This is a genomic window from Vibrio sp. 9-16B-A1 (assembly GCF_056726165.1).
In genome coordinates, this window is record NZ_JBSDZD010000002.1 from 349168 (window position 1) to 367916 (window position 18749).

The window sequence follows — 18749 nt, forward strand, 5'->3', positions numbered from 1 at the left end:
TAAAGCGATTCTTCGTCGCCATTGGGTTTCGTTCGAAACATCTGGCACGTATTCTTGCTCGATAACGAAATAAATTCTGTGAGGAAATCGATGAAATATTAAAGTTTTATTACATATTTATGTTCGAATGCTTTCCTTTTCTGTTGAATATACGAGCAATGACGCACAAAGGGGTAAAAAGTGAGCGTTTTCGAAACCAGGCAAACGATGAACCACTTTTGCCTCCATGGACGTTCCTCATACATTTTGTTTTCAAAAAATAAACACTTATACGTTTAGCTGATGCAATCCGCTTCCGATATTGTTAAGGTAACGACATCATACTAATAAAATTCAGTGCTCAGCTTGCTATGGTGAATGCCATCAAATTCAAACAGGTCGACAAATGGTACGGCCGTTTCCAGGCCCTCAAACAGATAGACCTGGAAGTCAAAAAAGGGGAAATCGTGGTGGTGTGCGGCCCGTCCGGCTCCGGCAAATCCACCCTGATCCGTTGCGTTAACGGTCTGGAGCAGTTTACCTCCGGGGAGCTCAGCGTGCTGGGCGAAAAGGCCGGGAGCAAAGCCATTGCTCCCGGCGCGGTCGGCATGGTATTTCAGCACTTCCACCTGTTCCCGCACCTCACCGTGCTCGAAAACCTCACCCTGGCGCCAATGCGTACCCTGGGACTTTCCCGCCAGCAGGCCAACGCAGAGGCGCTTGAACTGCTGGAGCGGGTAAAAATCACCGACCAGGCAAACAAATACCCGGCAGCGCTTTCCGGCGGACAGCAGCAACGGGTCGCGATTGCCCGTTCACTGTGCATGAAACCGGAAGTCCTGCTGTTCGATGAACCGACTTCAGCGCTCGACCCGGAAATGATCAGCGAAGTGCTCGACGTCATGTCCGAGCTGGCAGAGGAAGGCATGACCATGATGTGCGTGACTCACGAAATGGGCTTTGCCCGCAAAGTTGCTGACCGGGTCATCTTTATGGATGAAGGACGAATCATCGAAAGCGCGCCTCCGCAAACCCTGTTTAACGCTCCCACTCATCCCAGGACCCGCCAGTTCCTGGAGCAGATCCTGAGTCACTGATGGTTTTCCGGATTATTAAACCCGCGCTGTCTGCCATTATCCAGATACTGGTACTGATGGCCGCGCTGGTGTGGCTGCTCGATACCGGCGCCCGGGCCATGGACTACCGCTGGCAGTGGGACCGGGTGTGGGACTATATCGCCTTTTTTGAGGACGGCCAGTGGTGGCCGGCAGAACTGCTTGAAGGTCTGGTGGTTACCCTGCAGATCTCAGCACTCAGCCTGATCCTGACCCTGGTGTTCGGTCTCACCACCGCACTGCTTCGCCTGTCGGATTCCGTCGTCGGCAGGGCACTGGCCCGCGGCTATATCGAACTTATCCGCAATACGCCGCTGCTGGTGCAGATCTATCTGCTCTACTTTATCTTCGGCCCCATGCTGGGGCTGGAGCGTTTTTCCACCACGGTACTGGCACTGGCACTGTTTCAGGGCGCCTATACCGCGGAAGTGTTTCGTGCCGGCCTTGCCGGGATCCCCAAAGGCCAGTTTGAAGCGGCGACCTCGCTCGGTCTGCCGGTTTTCTCAGTTTATAAAGATGTGATCCTGCCGCAGATGCTGCAGCGCATCCTTCCCCCACTGACCAACGAAGTGGTCTCGCTAATTAAAAACTCGTCTATAGTCAGTGTGATGGCGATTTTTGACCTGACCACTCAGGGACGAAACATTGTCTCTGAAACCGCTATGCCATTTGAAATCTGGTTTACCGTAGCAGCGATTTATCTGCTGCTTACCCTGTCACTTTCCGCACTGGCAGCCTGGCTGGAACGCCACCTGGGTGCCCGCTGGCGGACTGAGTAAAAAGGAGAGTTACTGTATGACGCTGTTTAAACGAGCCATCACCACCCTGCTCGGTGTGGCCCTTTCCCTGCCGGCTCTGGCTGAGAAAACTCCGGCTCTGGATAAAATCAACGAACGCGGCACCCTGCGGGTAGGGATGTCAACTTTTGTTCCCTGGGCCATGCGCAACAAACAGGGTGAGCTGATCGGCTTTGAAATTGATGTAGCCAAACGCCTTGCCGCCGATTCAGGCTGGAAAGTCGAATTTGTTCCCACCGCATGGGACGGCATTATCCCGGCCCTGCTGGCAAAAAAATTCGATGTGATCATCGGCGGAATGTCTGTCACACCGGAACGCTCCAAAAGCGTACTGTTCAGTGTGCCTTACTCACATTCCGGTGTGCAGATGGCTGCCAACAAACAACTGGCTGACGGTTTCAGCGAGTTCAGCGACTTTAACTCCCGCCGGGTGAAAATCGCCGCCCGCCGTGGTGCCTTTACAGTTCAGGTTGCGCGGGAAACCTTCCCCAAAGCGCGTATCCTGCAGTTTGACGATGACGCCCAGGCATTTCAGGAAGTCCTCAACGGCAACGCTCACGCGGTGATCGCTTCCAGCCCAAAACCTGAGCACGAGACCATTCGTCACAGCAACACCCTGTTTCTGCCGTTTGATGAGCGCCTCTCCAAAGGTAACGAGGCATTCGCCGTTCGCCTGGGTGAAACAGGCAAGAAAGCGTATTTTGACCAGTGGATTCAGGACAGAACCGAAGATGGCTGGCTGAAAGAGCGCTATGAGTACTGGTTTGCAACGCTGGACTGGCAGGAGCAGATTGCTTCAGGGCAGTAGACTCCCGGTACGCGGTTCGTGGTGGGCGGGCCGCGGGAAAGGGGTGCTGGGTGCTGGGTGCTGCAAGCAGGCTCACTATGCAGTTCTTACTGTCAAACCAAAGCCTTCACTTATAGCGCAACAGCCGCAGCGAACTCCCCCAGAACCCAGAACCCAGAACCCAGGACCTATAACCCCAGAACCCAATTAACAAAGAGAACAAACGTGGATTCATCAAAACTACTCACAACTCCCCCAACTACCAGGGTTCGGTGGCGGCTTAACCGGCTGGATTACGTCCTGCTGGTACTGCTTGCGCTGTCCGGAGTGTGGCTCTGGTCTCGTTTGTCGGTTGGAGTGCAGTATCACTGGAACTGGGCGAAAGCGATTGACCTCATTTTTACCCCACGCAGCGATGGCGGGCTGCCTTACTTCTTTGAAGGGTTGCTCTCTACACTGCGGCTGAGTGTGTGGGGCCTGCTGCTGGCAACTGTAACAGGTACCCTGCTCGGCCTGGCACGTTTCTCGTCACTGGCGGTGTTTCGCATGCCGGCCAATGCGTTTGTTCAGTTGGTGCGTAATATCCCGCCACTGGTATTCGTGTTTATCTTTTATTTCTTTATCTCCAATCAACTAATCCCCCTGCTCGGGCTGGAAACCCTGCTGCGCGACCATTCCGGTGACATCGCCACCTGGCAGCACTTTCTGTTTGGCCCGGCCAGCCTGTGGGAAAACCTGCTCTCCGGCGTGCTGTGCATCGGCCTGCTCTCTTCTGCTTATGTGGCAGAGGTGATCCGGGCCGGACTGGCGGGTATTCCTCAGGGACAATGGGAAGCCTCCGACGCGCTGGGGCTCGGCTGGTGGGATAAGTACCGCTGCGTGATTGCGCCTCAGGTACTGACCGCAGTCACCCCGGCACTGGCCGGTCAGGCGATTTCGCTGGTCAAAGACTCCTCGGTGGTCGCGCTGATCTCCATTCAGGAAATGACCTTTGTCGGCACTGAAATGGCTAACTCCTCCGGGCTTATATTTGAGATCTGGCTGATCGTCGGCCTGGTTTATCTTGTTCTGTGCCTTGGGCTGTCGCTGCTGTTCGGCTATCTGGAGAAAAGAGCCAACCGGCACAAAAACCTCAACGCTGACAGCTAACCGCCTTCCCAGCCTCATCAGGCAGTTGTTTTTTGGACTATATTTGAAATACTGACCCGTTTGACAGCAAGGAATGCCATGCCCCGTTCGATGCTGGCGCAAGCCCTGGCGAGCAACCCGGAACTGATGCATCTGGTGTTTGAGAGCATGCCGGAGCCTACCTTTATGCTCAACCGGGAAGGCATCTACGTCGAAGCCTGGGGTGGAACCGACACCAGGCGTCACCACAACCCCGCAACCATTATCGGACTTGACCAGTATCAGGTGTTGCCAGAGGACAAGGCCCGCTGGTTCACAAAGGTTATTCAGCAAGTGATCGATACCGGCAAGCCCACTGAACTCGAATACGAACTGGATCCAAAACAGCTGCCGGCCTTTAAGGGCATCGAAGGCCCGACGCAGCTCCAGTACTTCAGTGCGTTTGTTATCCCCCTCACCGGCCACCAGCTGGTACTCTGGACGGTTCGCAACATCACCGAATACAAAAATGCCCTCTCCAGGCTGGAAACCCAACAGAGCGAACTCGAGCGCCTGACTTATACCGACCACCTCACCCAACTGAATAACCGTTACGCGCTGGAGAGCATGCTGCCGCCAGCCATTTCAGTCGCCAAACATGCCCATAAAAGTGCCGCGCTGTTTATGATCGATATCGACCACTTCAAAGAACTCAACGATGAATATGGTCACCTCAAAGGCGACCAGGCACTGAAATCCATAGCAGAAGAAATCAGCCTGTGGTGCAAAGGCAGAGGCATTGCTTTTCGATATGGCGGGGATGAGTTTTTGGTGTTTATGCGCGAAGCCGGCAAACACAACTGCACAGAGATCGCAGCTGAGCTCTCAGAACGTATCCGTGCCCTGGCGATCCCCAATACCGGCTCTGAAGTAGCTGACGTGCTGACGGTAACCATAGGGATCAAAGTCTGCCAACTGGACAAAGAGCTGCGCCATATCGAGTACTACATCAACATGGCCGACAAAGCTCTGTTCAGTGCGAAAAAGCTCGAAAGAGGCAGCATTCACCTGCTTGAATGACGCGTGCACCCGTTCACGCCTGATCCGCTAATCCTGGCTGTTGCCTGCCCTGAACCTGGCCCCGTAATCCTCAATCGCCCTGCGCAATCTTTCCTGCTGCAGGGGCTTGGTCAAAACCAGATCAGCCCCTGCTTCGATAAAATCATCATGGGGCTGCTGGAGCACATCGGCGGTACAGCCAAAAATCACCGTATCCAGTCCCCGGTCCTGGCGGATCACCCGGGTTGTCTCAATCCCGCTCATTCCCGGCATGTGGTTATCCATCAGGATCATGTCAAAGTTTTCACCGTCAAGCCGCTCAAGGGCTTCAGCCCCCGACTCACACAGCTGCGCGTTATGGCCGATCTTTTCACACAGTTTCACCGCGACAAATCCATTTACCCGGTTGTCTTCTACCACCAGTACATTCAGCACCCGCTCACTGTCTTGCTCCTCCGCGTAGTCATCTTCGTGCGCCCGGGCTTTTTTCTCAGTCAGACGAACTCTTAACTGACAGGTAAATTCACTGCCAATACCAGGCACACTTTTCACGCTTACCCCGCCGCCCATTGCCTGCGAAAGCTTTTTCACGATTGCCAGTCCAAGCCCGGTACCACCAAACTGGCGGGTGGTGGACAGATCGGCCTGCTCAAACGGGTTAAAAATGCTGGCCCGGCGGCTTTCTTCTATGCCGACGCCACTGTCTTTCACCGTCATCGTCAGAACACCATCCTGACCGGATTGATCAAGTGATGCCTGAAGCTCAACATAGCCCTGATGAGTAAATTTGACGGCATTCCCAACCAAATTAAACAAGATCTGGCGAATACGGGCGCAGTCGCCGGTCATACTGATATCAGGCGGCACATTGTTGTTCAGGCTGATCACCAGTTTTTTTTCAGCCGCGGTCTGCATAAATGCACTCATAACCGGATCAATCACCTGGCCAATGGTAAATACCTTATCTTCAAGACGGATTTTGCCCTGTTCCGCTTTGGAGAAATCAAGAATGTCATTCAGCACTTCCAGCAGATGAGAACCGGACTCCAGGATGATATTGACATACTTTTTGTGATCCGGCTGAGTCACTTCCGACTCCAGCAACTGGGCTATGCCAAGCACACCGTTCATCGGGGTTCTCAGCTCATGGCTCATGGTCGCCAGAAACATAGATTTGGCCTCGCTGGCCTCTTCAGCCTGACGAACCAGATTGGTCAGTATTTCATTATTCTCACGCGAGTGACGCAGGCGAAGTTGCATCACGATGAACAGGATCACAAGCAACTCGACCAACAGCAGCGCCTGCCAGAATGAGGAGAGCGACGTCACTCCCTGAGCAACGGATTGCCATTGCTGACGGTTCATTTCAATAAAACGCACCTTCTCCTGAAGTACCTCCAGCGTGAGTTTATTTAGTTCTGAACTCAACCGGCGGTGCGACTCAATAAACTCCGGGATATCCGACAGCCCGTTTGCCGGGCCTTCTCCGCTGGCTGACAACACATTCGCCAGTAATGAAATCTCGGCAAATCCGGCGGGGTTATCCAGCTCCAGCCGCTCTTTGAAAAGACGCTGCACCGCCGAAGATGCATAATCGAGTGCCACATAATAGCGCACCATATCTTCCAGCGACTGAAGCAGTCCCAGCACCTGTTGATTAAACATCTGCTGAGTCTGCTCAATCTGACTGACCGGAATACCAAGCAACTCAAGGCCAGGTTCAAAGTGGGTACGGGCATACAACTCCTGCTCTGCCAGTTCGATATCCACCAGCCTGGCGGTGATCTCAAACGCCCGGACACGCTTACCCCGATTGAATGAAATAACCTGATCCCTGAGCGAAAGAGCCTGGTGCCCAAGCTCACTGTACTCAGTAGCGACGCGGCTGATCCGGCCGTACTGCTGGCTCAGAAACACCAGATACCCCACCTGCAAACCGAGGCAAACCAGCACCAGCCACCAAAACGGATTAACGCGCCTCATCAGCCAGCACCTCCAGAATGACCGGCGGAGGCGCAGTCAGTGACTCAAGAAACGCAACCAGATGCGCGGAAGTTTCCTCGTCCACCTGTATCCCCAACTGCAGCGTCGCCATCAAACGCATCACTTCATGAAGATCATTTACCTGGCCATCATGAAAGTAAGGAGCCGTTTTCGCCACATTGCGCAGTGCCGGTACCCGAAACACCAGATCATCCTGCTCCCGCCCGGTGATTTCATAACGACCACGATCCTGCGGCTGGTCACTCAATCTGCCGTAATACCCCACCCGCTGCATCAGCTGACCGCCGATATTGCGCCCCTGATGGCAATACACGCACCCCAGCTCCTGAAAAGCCTGCCAGCCTTTTTTGGCATCTTCAGAGATCGCCTGCTCATCCCCCAGCAGATAGCGGTCAAAAGGCGCGCCCGGGGTTTGCAGCTGAGACATGAAATAGACCAGCGCATACTTAATGGTATCGGTATTAATCGCTTTCAGGCCTGCACTGCGAAACATATCCGGATACAGAGCAGACGCACGCAGATAACTGCCCACTTTCTCCCAGTCCGTATTCATTTCATCAGGGTGATGTACCGGCCCGTCAACCTGACTCTTCAGCGAGTTCGCCCTGCCATCCCAAAAAAAACGGTAATTCAGGCTGGTATTAAACACGGTTGGGGAATTTCTCCTGCCTGCAGCCCCGCCCACACCATACGAAACCGGCGTTACATCCGCACCGTAAGAAGCAAACCGGTGACAGGAGTGACAACTGATAGTGCCGTCCGATGAAAGCCCGGGATCGTTAAACAACATCCAGCCCAGACGAGCCAGCGGCAGGTCCGGCTCCGGCAGCGGCTCAAGCGGCAGTACCAGCTTGTCCTGAGCAGAGACCGGAAGCACAAGACACACCATAATACAGACACCCGCCAGCAGGCGCGAAAACAGCATCCGTCAGACTCCTCAAAAACACTTTGTTATATAAAAGGTTTAGCAATGAAAGGTCTGTATCTCAACCCGCTGCACACTGCCACTCATGCCATCACACAGGGGGGAGCAGGGAGGAAAGATAATTCGTACTCTAATCAAATTAACCGGATAACATACACGAAAAATCTGTTTATCCCCTGCGCGCGTCAGGAAAATCAAAATCTAACAGCAAATTCCACCATAACTCTCAAATTTGATTTCCATGCCAATCATTAGTACCCTAAATAAAGGTTTGGACAAAAACCCATCAAACTGAGAAAGGATACTCTCAATGAAACTGAAAATGACTCTTGTCATGGCAGGCCTTGCCATGGCTTCATCAACCCACGCCAGCGAATGCGGCAGTGTCACTATCGCGGAAATGAACTGGAACTCTGCCAGCCTTATCGCCAATATCGACCAGTTTATTCTTGAACACGGCTACGGCTGTGATGCTGAACTGGTTCCCGGCGACACCATGCCAACCGGCACCTCAATGATTGAAAAAGGCCAGCCGGATATTGCTCCTGAGCTTTGGAGTAACAGCCTCAAAGACGCTCTGGACAAAGGTGTTGAAGAAGGCCGCCTGCGTTACGCGGGTAAGGCTTTGTCTGACGGCGGTGAAGAAGGCTTCTGGGTACCAAAGTATCTTGTCGCCAAATACCCGGAAATGGCCACCATCCAGGGCGTCGTAAAACACGCAGCCATGTTCAAACACCCGGAAGACCCGGATGTCTCTGCATTTTACTCCTGCCCGGCAGGCTGGAACTGTCAGATTTCGGCAGGCAACCTGTTTGAGGCGCTGGACCTGGAAGAGTCCGGTTTTGAAGTGGTCGACCCGGGTTCGGGCGCAGGCCTTGCCGGCTCCATCGCAAAAGCGTATGAACGTGAACAGCCATGGTTTGGTTACTACTGGGCACCAACGGCAATCCTGGGTAAATACGAGATGGTCAAAGTCGACTTTGGCAGCGGCGTGGATAAGCAGGAGTTCATCAGCTGTACCAGCAAGGCCGACTGTGACTCACCTAAAGTGACCATGTATCCGCCATCACCGGTACACACGGTGACCACCGAAAGCTTCGCCAAACGCTCACCGGAAGCATTCAAATACATCAGCAGCCGAAGCTTCACCAACGCGCAGCTCAACAAACTGCTGGCGTGGATGGAAGAAAACCAGGCTGATGGCGAAGAAACCATGCACTACTTCTTTGAAAGCCAAGCCGACGTCTGGAAAGGCTGGGTTTCTCCGGACGTAGCGAAAAAGGTACAAAGCGAGCTGTAACCCCAGCCCGCTTTTACCCGATAACCGGCAGCAGGACGCTGCCGGAATACTCCTGACAAATAAGCTGTAATAAGGACAAACCATGGCTGACTCTGGCTGGTTTAGCGAATTTCCCGAGATGGAACGCTCGGACTTACGCGCAATCCGTAAAACTCTCGATGGTGCCTACCGCGATTTTTCCCGCGAGTACGGTGACCTGATTGAATCCCTTTTTGATCCCCTGCTCTCTTTCCTGGTCTGGTTTGAGAAGCTGCTGCTCAGTACCCCCTGGATTATCACCCTCGCGGTGTGTACCGGTCTGGTCTGGCTTGCAAGCCGCTCCTGGAAACTGGCTCTGGGCTGTGTGGGCTCCCTGCTGCTGATCGGTTACTTCGGTATGTGGGAAGACACCATGCGTACCCTGAGCATTATTACCGTCTGTACCATGCTTGCTATTGTGCTCGGCATTCCTATCGGCATCGCAATGGCGCGCTCAAACCGGGTACAGTCCATCGTCACACCCATGCTCGATATCATGCAGACCATGCCTGCGTTTGTTTACCTGATCCCTGTGGTGATGCTGCTCGGTATCGGTAAGATCCCGGGACTGATTGCCGTTGTGATCTACGCTATCCCGCCGGTGATCCGCCTGACCAACCTGGGTATTCGCCTGGTTGATAAAGAAGTACTCGAAGCCGCTACCGCCTTTGGTGCCAGTAAGAAACAGCGCCTGTTTGGTGTGCAGCTGCCACTGGCAATGCCAACCATCATGGCCGGTATTAACCAGACCATTATGATGGCGCTGTCTATGGTGGTAATCGCGTCTATGATTGGTGTAAAAGGTCTGGGACAACCGGTGCTGAAATCCATCACCAACCAGTACTTTACCCTTGGCCTGCTCAACGGCTTTGCCATCGTTGCGCTGGCGATTCTGTTTGACCGCGCCTCACAGGCTTACGCCAAACGCACCCAGGCACACCTTGGAGATCTGAAGCATGACTGATTCCCCCCTGATTGAAATCAGCGGCCTGTATAAAATCTTTGGCCGCGATCCAAAGTCGGTACTGCCCAGGGTGCACGCCGGTGATGACAAGGACACCATTCTGGCCGAAACCGGCCATACCGTAGGCCTGAGCGACATCAACCTGAAGATCCACAAAGGTGAGATTTTCGTGATTATGGGCCTGTCCGGTTCGGGCAAATCCACCCTGATCCGTCACTTTAACCGCCTGATTGACCCAACCCAGGGCAAAATCATGGTCGAGGGCATCGACGTGATGAGCCTCAATACCCGCGAACTGGAAGAATTCCGCCGTCACAAAATGTCGATGGTATTCCAGCGCTTTGGCCTGCTGCCTCACCGCAACGTGCTTGATAACGTGGCTTACGGGCTGGAAATCCAGGGGATGGAAAAAGAAGCCCGCCACCAGAAAGCGAAAGAGTGGCTGGAAACCGTTGGCCTTCAGGGCTATGAAAAACAATACCCGGCACAGCTTTCCGGTGGTCAGCAACAAAGGGTTGGCCTTGCCCGCGCACTGTCAACCGATGCAGAAATTCTGCTGATGGATGAAGCTTTCTCTGCGCTGGATCCGCTGATCCGAAGCGAAATGCAGGATCAGTTGATCGAACTGCAGGAGAAGCTGCACAAGACCATCATCTTCATCACCCATGACCTGGACGAAGCGCTGCGCCTTGGTGACCGCATCGCGATCCTCAAAGACGGCCTGCTGGTACAGGAAGGTACCCCGGATGAGATCCTGCTCTCTCCTGCAGACGAGTATGTAGAAGCCTTCGTCAAAGACGTTAACCGTGCCCGTGCGCTGACAGTGGAAACCGTAATGCAGCCACCGGCATCACGGATCACCGCTCAGACCATCAGTGAAGCGCTGGCGCAGATGAAGAAACTCAAAAATGATTACGCATACCACGTTACCGAGGAAGGCTATCAGGGCGTACTGACTCAGGAAGGGCTGGAGGATGCCGCAGAGCAGTCCAAACAGACTAAAATCGGCGAGGAGCTGTATGAAGAAGTTCCGGCAGTCTCACCTGACAGCGCTATTGAAGAGGTGCTGACCGATACCATGTCCTGTGATTACTCCCTGCCGGTAGTCGATGAAGACGGTAACCTGAAAGGCGAACTGGAACGCAGCGTGGTGGCCGAAATCTTCAGCGATCCACAATCTGGTGATGAAAAGCCGGAGGACAATAAAGCAAAAAAGTCTGAAATGCTGGATAAGGTGAGCTGACCCACAGCTCACCGCTTCTTTGGTTCCCGCCAACCCACAGGCGGGAACCGGCCCCTGAACTACTCTCCTTCACCCAGCATGCTGATGACCCTCTCCAGCCGAAACTTAACTTCACTGGCGAGCACTGATATTTTAGGGTTATTGACCAGTTTAAGCATGGCCTCCGGATCCACAATAGCGACCGTAATCGAGCCGTCTTCTTCTTCTCTCACCACCACATTGCATGGCAAAAGCAGACCGATATCCGGCTCCATAGTGAGAACCTGATGCGCAAAAACCGGATTACAGGCCCCGAGAATTATGTAAGGCCGGGTGTCCACATCCAGCTTCTTTTTCAGCGTCGCTTTCACATCGATTTCTGTCAGAACACCAAAACCTTCTTTTGCAAGCGCTGAAGTCACCTTATCAATGGCCTGCTGATAACTGCCGTTAAACCGCGCAGATAGTCCGTACATAGCACTCTCCTCCTCCATTAATAATCTAACTATAGACCGCTATAAAAAATGGGCAGACCCGAAAGCCTGCCCTGAAAATTAAAGAGTGATGCTTTTCATCATCCCGGCTTCATAGTGACCCGGGAGATTACAGGAAAACTCCACTTTCTTTTCACCATGGAAGTGCCACATCAGTTGCCCGGCTTTACCCGGTTTGACCGTAACGCCACTGCCGCCGTTATGTGCTTGGCCCGGCATGGTTTTCATCATCTCCCGGTGAGCGGCCTGCTCTTTGGCCGAACCAATCACAAACTCATGGTCGACTTTGCCGGTATTAAGCACCACAAACTGAACCACATCATCCGGTTCAATGGTCACCTCACGCTTAAAGGTGACTTTCATATCATCACTCAGGATCACGTGTACCACTTTGTCCGGTTTGGCACCCGGTGCCGGCATCCCGACATCCGACATTCCCGGCATGGAGGCCATCATAGCGCTGTGGTCCATGTTCCCATGATCCATCTTACTGTGATCCATATTGGCGTGGTCCATACTGGAGTGATCCATTTTGGCCGGTTCGGCTTTACCGTGATGAGCAGGGTTTGCGTATACGCCAGAACTGACGGCCAGGGCGATGACGATTAGTGACTTTTTCATTAGATTTCCTTGTTTTTTTTCTGTGCTGCGCAGCACATCACCACGCAGCCTGATAGTTATTTCTGATAACGGATTGCTATTTCTGATGGCTGATTTCGCGGCTTTTCCACAGCTTAAATATCGCTGGCAGTACCAGCAGGGTAAGCAGCAGGGCTGAGGCCATACCGCCAATCATCGGTGCGGCAATGCGCTGCATCACCTCTGAGCCAGTCCCTTCGCCGTACATGATCGGAATAAGGCCGATGATGACCGTCAGCACCGTCATCATCACCGGGCGAACCCGCAGACCAGCCCCTTCCCGGATAGCACCGGTTAAGTCAGCCGCACTCAGCGCACGCTGCTGCTCACCGGCATCCAGTTTGACCCTGTGCCAGGCCTGGTTGAGGTAAACCAGCATGATGACCCCTATCTCAACTGCCACACCGGCGAGGGCAATAAAGCCCACCCCGACCGCAATAGAGAAGTTGTAGCCCAGGTAATGCATCAGCCACAGTCCGCCCACCATCGCCAGTGGCAGGGTAGCCATGATGATCATCACTTCACCGACACGGCGGAAGCTGAAGTAAAGCAGCAACATAATGATGGCGAGCGTAATCGGTACCACTACGCTGAGGCGCGCTTTAGCCCGCTCCATATATTCATACTGCCCGGACCAGCTCAGTGAGTACCCGGCCGGAAGCGCCAGCTGCTCAGCAACGCGCTGCTGCGCCTCTGCCACATACGAGCCCAAATCCCGCCCTTCGATATCCACAAACACCCAGCCGTTCGGACGCGCGTTTTCGGTCTTGATCATCGGCGGGCCGTCTTCGTAACGGATATCCGCCACATCCGCCAGCGCGATACGCGCACCACCCGGCGTCACCAGCGGCAAGTTCTGCAGCTTGACTACGGAGTCACGGTAGCTCTGCGGATAACGTACGTTGATCGGATAACGCTCCAGCCCCTCGATGGTCTCCCCGACATTCATGCCTCCGACTGCAGTCGACACCACCTGCTGAACATCTTTGATGCTCAGACCATAGCGGGCGGCGGCGCGGCGCTTAATGTCGATGGTGACGTAACGGCCACCGGCTACCCGCTCGGCGTACACTGATGCCGTACCTTCAACCCCGCCCAGAACCGGCTCCAGCTGCGCACCGATTTTCTCGATCTGTTTAAGGTCCGGGCCGGCTATCTTGATCCCAATCGGGGTCTTAATACCGGTTGCCAGCATGTCGATACGGGTTTTGATTGGCATCACCCAGGCGTTAGTCAGTCCCGGGAACTGCACCAGTTGATCAAACTCACGCCGCAGCGATTCGGTGGTCACCCCTTCACGCCACTCTGATTTGGGTTTGAGCTGAATCACCGTCTCCAGCATGGTCAGCGGAGCCGGGTCGGTCGCCGTCTCGGCGCGGCCAATCTTGCCCCATACGGTTTTTACCTCCGGTACGGTCTTGATCAGCTTGTTGGTCTGCTGAAGCAGCTCGCGGGCCTTACCGACCGAGATCCCCGGATAGGTGGTCGGCATATACATCAAATCCCCTTCATCGAGCGGCGGAATAAATTCGCTGCCCAGTTTGCTGGTCGGGTACCAGGCCGATGCCATCAGGGCCAGAGCCAGTACGATCATTGATTTCGGGTAGTTAAGGCTCAGGTTCAGCAGTGGACGATACAACCCAACCAGCCCCCGGTTTACCGGATTCTTGTGCTCAGGCAGCACCTTTCCGCGAATGAAGTAGCCCATCAAAACAGGCACCAGGGTGATCGCCAGACCTGCAGATGCCGCCATGGCGTAAGTCTTGGTAAAGGCCAGTGGTGAGAACATCCGGCCCTCCTGCCCTTCAAGTGCAAACACCGGCACAAAGCTCAGGGTGATGATCAGCAATGAGAAGAACAGCGGCGCACCGACCTCTTCTGCCGCCCGGGTGATCACCTGCCAGCGGTTTTTATCGGTGAGCGGGGTTCGCTCAATATGCTTGTGCACGTTCTCTATCATCACGATGGCCCCGTCCACCATGGCCCCGATGGCAATTGCGATACCACCGAGCGACATGATGTTGGCGTTGATCCCCTGCCAGTGCATAACGATAAACGCCGACAAGATCCCGACCGGAAGACTCAGCGCAATCACCAGTGATGAACGGATGTGGAACAGGAACAGGGCGCAGACGATCGCCACTACCACAAACTCTTCTGCCAGTTTGCTCCACAGGTTCTCGACTGCCGCGTTGATCAGCGTTGAACGGTCATAGGTCGGGACGATCTCCACCCCATCCGGCAGACTTCGCTGCAGCTCTTCCAGCCGGGTTTTGACTTTATCGATCACCTCACTGGCGTTTTCACCAAAGCGCATCACGATCACGCCGCCGACAGCTTCCCCTTCACCATTCAGCTCAGAGATCCCGCGGCGCATCTGAGGTCCCAGGTTGATATCAGCAATATCACCAAGCAGCAGCGGTGTGCCTTTGGCAGTCACCTTAAGCGGCAGCGAGCTAATATCTTCCACACTGCTGAGATAACCGGTCGTGCGCACCATGTGCTCGGCTTCGGCTACTTCCACTACCGATGCACCGGTTTCCTGATTACCGTTCTGAATTGCGGCATTGACCTGCTGCAGCGTCAGGTCATAAGCGCGCAGCTTGGCCGGATCGATCTGGATCTGGTACTGCTTGACCATACCGCCGACCGTGGCCACTTCAGACACCCCATCAACCGTCTGCAGTTCGTATTTCAGAAACCAGTCCTGCAGGCTGCGCAGCTGCGCCAGGTCATGCTGGCCGGTCTTATCCTGCAGCACGTAGCTGAACACCCAGCCCACACCGGTCGCATCCGGCCCAAGTGTTGGTTTAGCCTGTGGCGGCAGGTTCGGCGCCACCTGGCTCAGGTACTCCAGTACCCGGGAGCGTGCCCAGTACATATCGGTATCATCGTTGAAGATGATGTAAACGTAAGAGTCGCCGAAGAACGAAAAACCCCTTACCGTTTCCGCCCCCGGTACCGCCAGCATGGCGGTGGTAAGCGGATAAGTTACCTGGTCTTCGACCACCTGTGGCGCCTGGCCCGGATAGCTGGTCTTGATGATTACCTGAACGTCAGACAGGTCCGGCAGCGCGTCCACCGGGGTGTTTTTCACGCTGTAGAGCCCTGCCAGGGTCAGAAACAGGGTCGAGATCAGAACCAGAAAGCGGTTTTGTACCGACCAGCGAATAATGGCTGCGATCATTGGCCGCCTCCCTGCTGTTCAATACTTTTCAGTTCAAACTCTGAGCCATTTTTGGCGATCAGAAACCGGATTGTCTGCCCCTCTGCGAGCCCCTCCAGGCTGATATCGTCACCGGTGGTAAAATTCATCTCACCCACCGGCCAGTCCCACTCTTTCACTTTCTGGTGGCGCAGGGTGATCATATTGAAATCCGCCATCAGCATGGTGATCTCGCCCTCCACCCAGACTTCAGCAGCTACTACTGTGTCGTCTGCTTTAAAGTCGACCACCAGGTAACCACCATCGGCGGTTTTCTCCATCGCAAATTCAATCGCCTGACCTTTGGAAAGACCTGAAATATCCAGCTCAGGGGCGGCGGTGAAGTTCATGGTCATGCCCGGCCACTGCCACTCAGGTACCGGCTGATGATTGATGGTCAGCATGCCGTGTCCTGCCATCACATCGGTGATCTCCCCTTTGGCCCAAACCTGCTCAGCCGGTGGCTCAACGCCATTGATGCGTGAAAGGTCTGCACTCTGGCTCGACTCAGAATCAAGCATAAAGTGGGCAGAGGTCACGACCCGGTCTTTGTCTGTCAGCCCTTTGAGCACTTCAATACGCTCTCCGGCTTCACGGCCCGGCTCAATCCGCACTGAGCGGTATTTACCCTCACCTTCTGCCAGCACCACCCGCGCCATCCCGCCGGAGCGGATCACCGCACTGCGGGGCACGGTCACCACTGACTCGTCACTGACCGGCTGCAGGGCAATGTTGGCAAACATATTGGGTTTAAGCTCGCCGCCCGGATTGGGAAATTTAAGCCGCAACCGCAGGGTACGGGTAGCGGGGTCCAGAATCGGGTAGACATAATCCACCTCACCCCGCCAGGCTTTGCCAGGCAGCGCGTCCAGCGTCATGGTGGCATCGCTGCCTGCCTTCATCCACTGCGCCTGGCGCTCAAACACTTCCGCATCAACCCACACCTGATCGATAGGACCGCCGCTTATCACCGGTTGTGCCGGAGAGAGGTAGCCCCCTTCACGAATGTTCATGCTGGCAATAACACCGCCACCAAGTGCCTTAATTTCTATGGTGCGCGATGCTCTGCCCTGCTTAACCACAGCACGGATCTGCTCCCGGTCAACACCGAGCGATACCAGCCGCTCAGTCGCGCCTTTAACCAGCCCGCTGCGACCGGTTTTATGCGCGTTCAGCAACTCTTCCTGTGCTTTAACCAGCTCAGGAGAATAAAGGGTAAACAGCACCTGGCCTTTGCTAACCTGTTCGCCAACCGCGTTGATATAAAGTTTTTCCACCCAGCCGGAAACACGGACGTTGGTCTGCCACAGGCGACTTTCATCAAAGGCCACATAACCGACGGTTTCAATCCGCGGAGAGAGCGGCTCGATGCGTGCCAGCTCAGACTTAACCCCAAGATTGTTTTCTACCGCCGGGTCTATCTTCACCGTCCCCGCCTTGTCCTGACTGCCCGCCAGGTCCTCAGCATAAACAGGGATCAGGTCCATCCCCATCGGGGACTTGCCCGGCTTATCACGCTTGTAATTCGGGTCCATCGGCGCAACCCAGTACAGCGGCTCACCACTGCCTCCAGCGGAAACTGCCGCCATCGCGGTCATATCGTGCCCCGGCAGCCATGCCTTTACGCCAAATCCGATAACACCACCGACTACCAGTGCGATGGTGGCTGTTTTAAAACTGCTCATTATTGTTCTTCTCCTGCCAACTTATTGCTCACTAACTCCGGACGCTCTGCCCGGTATTCAAAACCACCCACCAGCGCGGCCAAACCGCTGTTAACCAGGTTGAGATCGGTCAACAGACGCTGACGCTCAAGCTCCAGAGCAAGCTCATCAGCTGCGGCTGCGATCACATCATTAAACTCACTGGTATTATTCTGATAGCCCCGCTCTACCGCGCGGGTACGCGCCCGGGCCTGTGACAACAGGCTGGACTGATAGCGATCAAGACGCTGCTCCAGGTTGGTTTTGTCGCTGAGTAATGCATTCAGCTGAGAGTTCAGCTGAACCAGAAGAAGGTCTTTCTGAGACCTGGCCGCCCCGACCTGATACTGAGCCGCGGCGTGGTTTTTATCCTGACGATTATCGGTAAACAGGGGAATATCGACCGTCAGGTAGGCGCTGACCAGATCGGAGGCCGGTTCACCCATCATATTGTTTGCCTGACGGTGAGCGTACATCACCTCGACACCCACCTGTGGCAAATAAGCCTGCTCTGCTATCTCTACCTGAGTCTGACTGGCAGAGATTGCGGTATCGGCCATCAGCACCATGGGATGATCGGCCAGCAGAGCGTAATGCTGGCTGCCCTTGCTGCCCGACAGCTTCTGCTCCAACACCGCCCAGGTAAGCTGGTTCTGCGCGGCCAGCTGACGGTTATCCGCCAGCCAGTCTGCTCCCAACCATTCCGACAACTGAGCGATAATGCGCTGCTGCATCTGCGCATTGGACTGAATTTTTTCATCCAGCTTGCTTATCTGCAGCTGGGCATTGAGCAGGTCCTGGGCCTGATTCTTACCAATGCTGTAATTGGTGCTTATGAAACTTTCAAGCTCTTTCAGTAGCTTACTGTTTTCATCCAAAACAGAAGCGGCCTGCTGCTGGTAACCCAGCTCCAGCCACAATCTGGTGATGGCATCTGCTACCTGGCGCTCGCGCACTTTGATCTGCAGCGCCATCCCATCAGCCTGCTGACCGGCCTTCTGAGCCTGAAGCTCCAGCGTTGAGCCACGCTCAAACTGCTGCATCAGGCCTAGCGAGATGTTGCTCATCGGGTCCTGGTCGAGGCGAAAACTGTCGGTCGGCACACCGCCGAATCCGACTTTTAGTTTAGGGTCCATCAGAGTAGAGCTGGCAATACCGCTCTCTCTTGTGGCACGGGACTGGGCAAAGAACTGCTTGCGGCTGGCGTCATCAGCCAGCGCCTGCTCGATGAGCAGGGTCAGGGTTGAGCGGTTAGCAACCGAATGGGCGGCTGAAGTTTCAGCCAGCGCCACTGGTGCGTGCACCACAACCCCGGCGCTGATACACAGCGCCAGAAAATGAGGCGTGATTTTCACGTAATAATCCTGTCTGAGTGCGCCAACGTCAGGCGCAATACACATCGCCACCAGACAATACTGGTGGCATAAAAAT

15 protein-coding genes are annotated in these 18749 nt (G+C 54.7%); 8 read left to right on the forward strand and 7 right to left on the reverse strand.

The annotated features are described in order from the left end of the window. The first annotated feature begins 350 nt into the window (after positions 1 to 350). The 5 genes from ACVB80_RS05255 to ACVB80_RS05275 all read left to right on the forward strand — a co-directional run bounded on the left by ACVB80_RS05255 (position 351) and on the right by ACVB80_RS05275 (position 4865). The gene (locus ACVB80_RS05255) at positions 351 to 1076 is read left to right on the forward strand and encodes an amino acid ABC transporter ATP-binding protein (protein WP_481080219.1); all 726 of its coding nucleotides are present in this window, start codon (positions 351 to 353) and stop codon (positions 1074 to 1076) included. Continuing rightward, positions 1076 to 1873 carry an amino acid ABC transporter permease gene (locus ACVB80_RS05260; RefSeq protein ID WP_481080220.1) on the forward strand — a complete coding sequence of 266 codons (798 nt, stop codon included), beginning with the start codon at positions 1076 to 1078 and terminating at the stop codon, positions 1871 to 1873. Before ACVB80_RS05255 ends, ACVB80_RS05260 begins: the two co-directional genes overlap by 1 nt. Positions 1874 to 1889: 16 nt before the next feature. Then, complete coding sequence (locus ACVB80_RS05265; protein WP_481080221.1) at positions 1890 to 2699, forward strand: transporter substrate-binding domain-containing protein; 810 nt, start codon at positions 1890 to 1892, stop codon at positions 2697 to 2699. Positions 2700 to 2903: 204 nt separating this feature from the next. Beyond that, positions 2904 to 3827, forward strand: coding sequence for an amino acid ABC transporter permease (locus ACVB80_RS05270; RefSeq protein WP_481080222.1), 924 nt, complete (start codon positions 2904 to 2906; stop codon positions 3825 to 3827). 78 nt (positions 3828 to 3905) lie between these two features. After that, positions 3906 to 4865 carry a sensor domain-containing diguanylate cyclase gene (locus tag ACVB80_RS05275; protein ID WP_481080223.1) on the forward strand — a complete coding sequence of 320 codons (960 nt, stop codon included), beginning with the start codon at positions 3906 to 3908 and terminating at the stop codon, positions 4863 to 4865. Between the two features lie 27 nt (positions 4866 to 4892). On the opposite strand, the gene ACVB80_RS05280 is transcribed toward ACVB80_RS05275, so the two are convergent. After that, positions 4893 to 6827: an ATP-binding protein gene (locus tag ACVB80_RS05280; protein WP_481080224.1), complete on the reverse strand. Its 1935-nt coding sequence runs from the start codon at positions 6825 to 6827 to the stop codon at positions 4893 to 4895. After that, positions 6814 to 7773, reverse strand: coding sequence for a cytochrome-c peroxidase (locus tag ACVB80_RS05285; RefSeq protein WP_481080225.1), 960 nt, complete (start codon positions 7771 to 7773; stop codon positions 6814 to 6816). The genes ACVB80_RS05280 and ACVB80_RS05285 overlap by 14 nt, the downstream gene beginning before the upstream one ends. Before the next feature lie 310 nt (positions 7774 to 8083). Between ACVB80_RS05285 and ACVB80_RS05290 the strand changes: the two genes are divergently transcribed. The 3 genes from ACVB80_RS05290 (at position 8084) to ACVB80_RS05300 (ending at position 11298) form a co-directional block, all read left to right on the forward strand. Beyond that, entirely contained in the window at positions 8084 to 9073 is a 990-nt protein-coding gene (locus ACVB80_RS05290) for an ABC transporter substrate-binding protein (protein WP_481080226.1), read from the forward strand. Positions 9074 to 9155: 82 nt separating this feature from the next. Beyond that, positions 9156 to 10055, forward strand: a complete 900-nt coding sequence (locus ACVB80_RS05295) for an ABC transporter permease (protein WP_481080227.1) — start codon at positions 9156 to 9158, stop codon at positions 10053 to 10055. Continuing rightward, complete coding sequence (locus ACVB80_RS05300) at positions 10048 to 11298, forward strand: quaternary amine ABC transporter ATP-binding protein (RefSeq protein WP_481080228.1); 1251 nt, start codon at positions 10048 to 10050, stop codon at positions 11296 to 11298. Before ACVB80_RS05295 ends, ACVB80_RS05300 begins: the two co-directional genes overlap by 8 nt. 59 nt (positions 11299 to 11357) lie before the next feature. Here ACVB80_RS05300 and ACVB80_RS05305 read toward each other — a convergent pair whose 3' ends face one another. The 5 genes from ACVB80_RS05305 to ACVB80_RS05325 form a co-directional block, all read right to left on the reverse strand. Next, the gene (locus tag ACVB80_RS05305; protein WP_481080229.1) at positions 11358 to 11753 is read right to left on the reverse strand and encodes a DUF302 domain-containing protein; all 396 of its coding nucleotides are present in this window, start codon (positions 11751 to 11753) and stop codon (positions 11358 to 11360) included. 78 nt (positions 11754 to 11831) lie between these two features. Beyond that, positions 11832 to 12392, reverse strand: a complete 561-nt coding sequence (copI, locus tag ACVB80_RS05310) for a copper-resistant cuproprotein CopI (RefSeq protein WP_481080230.1) — start codon at positions 12390 to 12392, stop codon at positions 11832 to 11834. Between the two features lie 76 nt (positions 12393 to 12468). After that, positions 12469 to 15597 (reverse strand): efflux RND transporter permease subunit, encoded by a 3129-nt coding sequence (locus ACVB80_RS05315; RefSeq protein WP_481080231.1) that lies wholly within the window; start codon positions 15595 to 15597, stop codon positions 12469 to 12471. Then, a complete protein-coding gene (locus tag ACVB80_RS05320; RefSeq protein WP_481080232.1) occupies positions 15594 to 17300 on the reverse strand; it encodes a copper-binding protein in 1707 nt (568 codons plus the stop codon). The genes ACVB80_RS05315 and ACVB80_RS05320 overlap by 4 nt, the downstream gene beginning before the upstream one ends. After that, on the reverse strand, positions 17300 to 18718 hold the full coding sequence (locus ACVB80_RS05325) for a TolC family protein (protein ID WP_481080377.1): 1419 nt from the start codon (positions 18716 to 18718) through the stop codon (positions 17300 to 17302). Before ACVB80_RS05325 ends, ACVB80_RS05320 begins: the two co-directional genes overlap by 1 nt. Positions 18719 to 18749 lie beyond the last annotated feature (31 nt).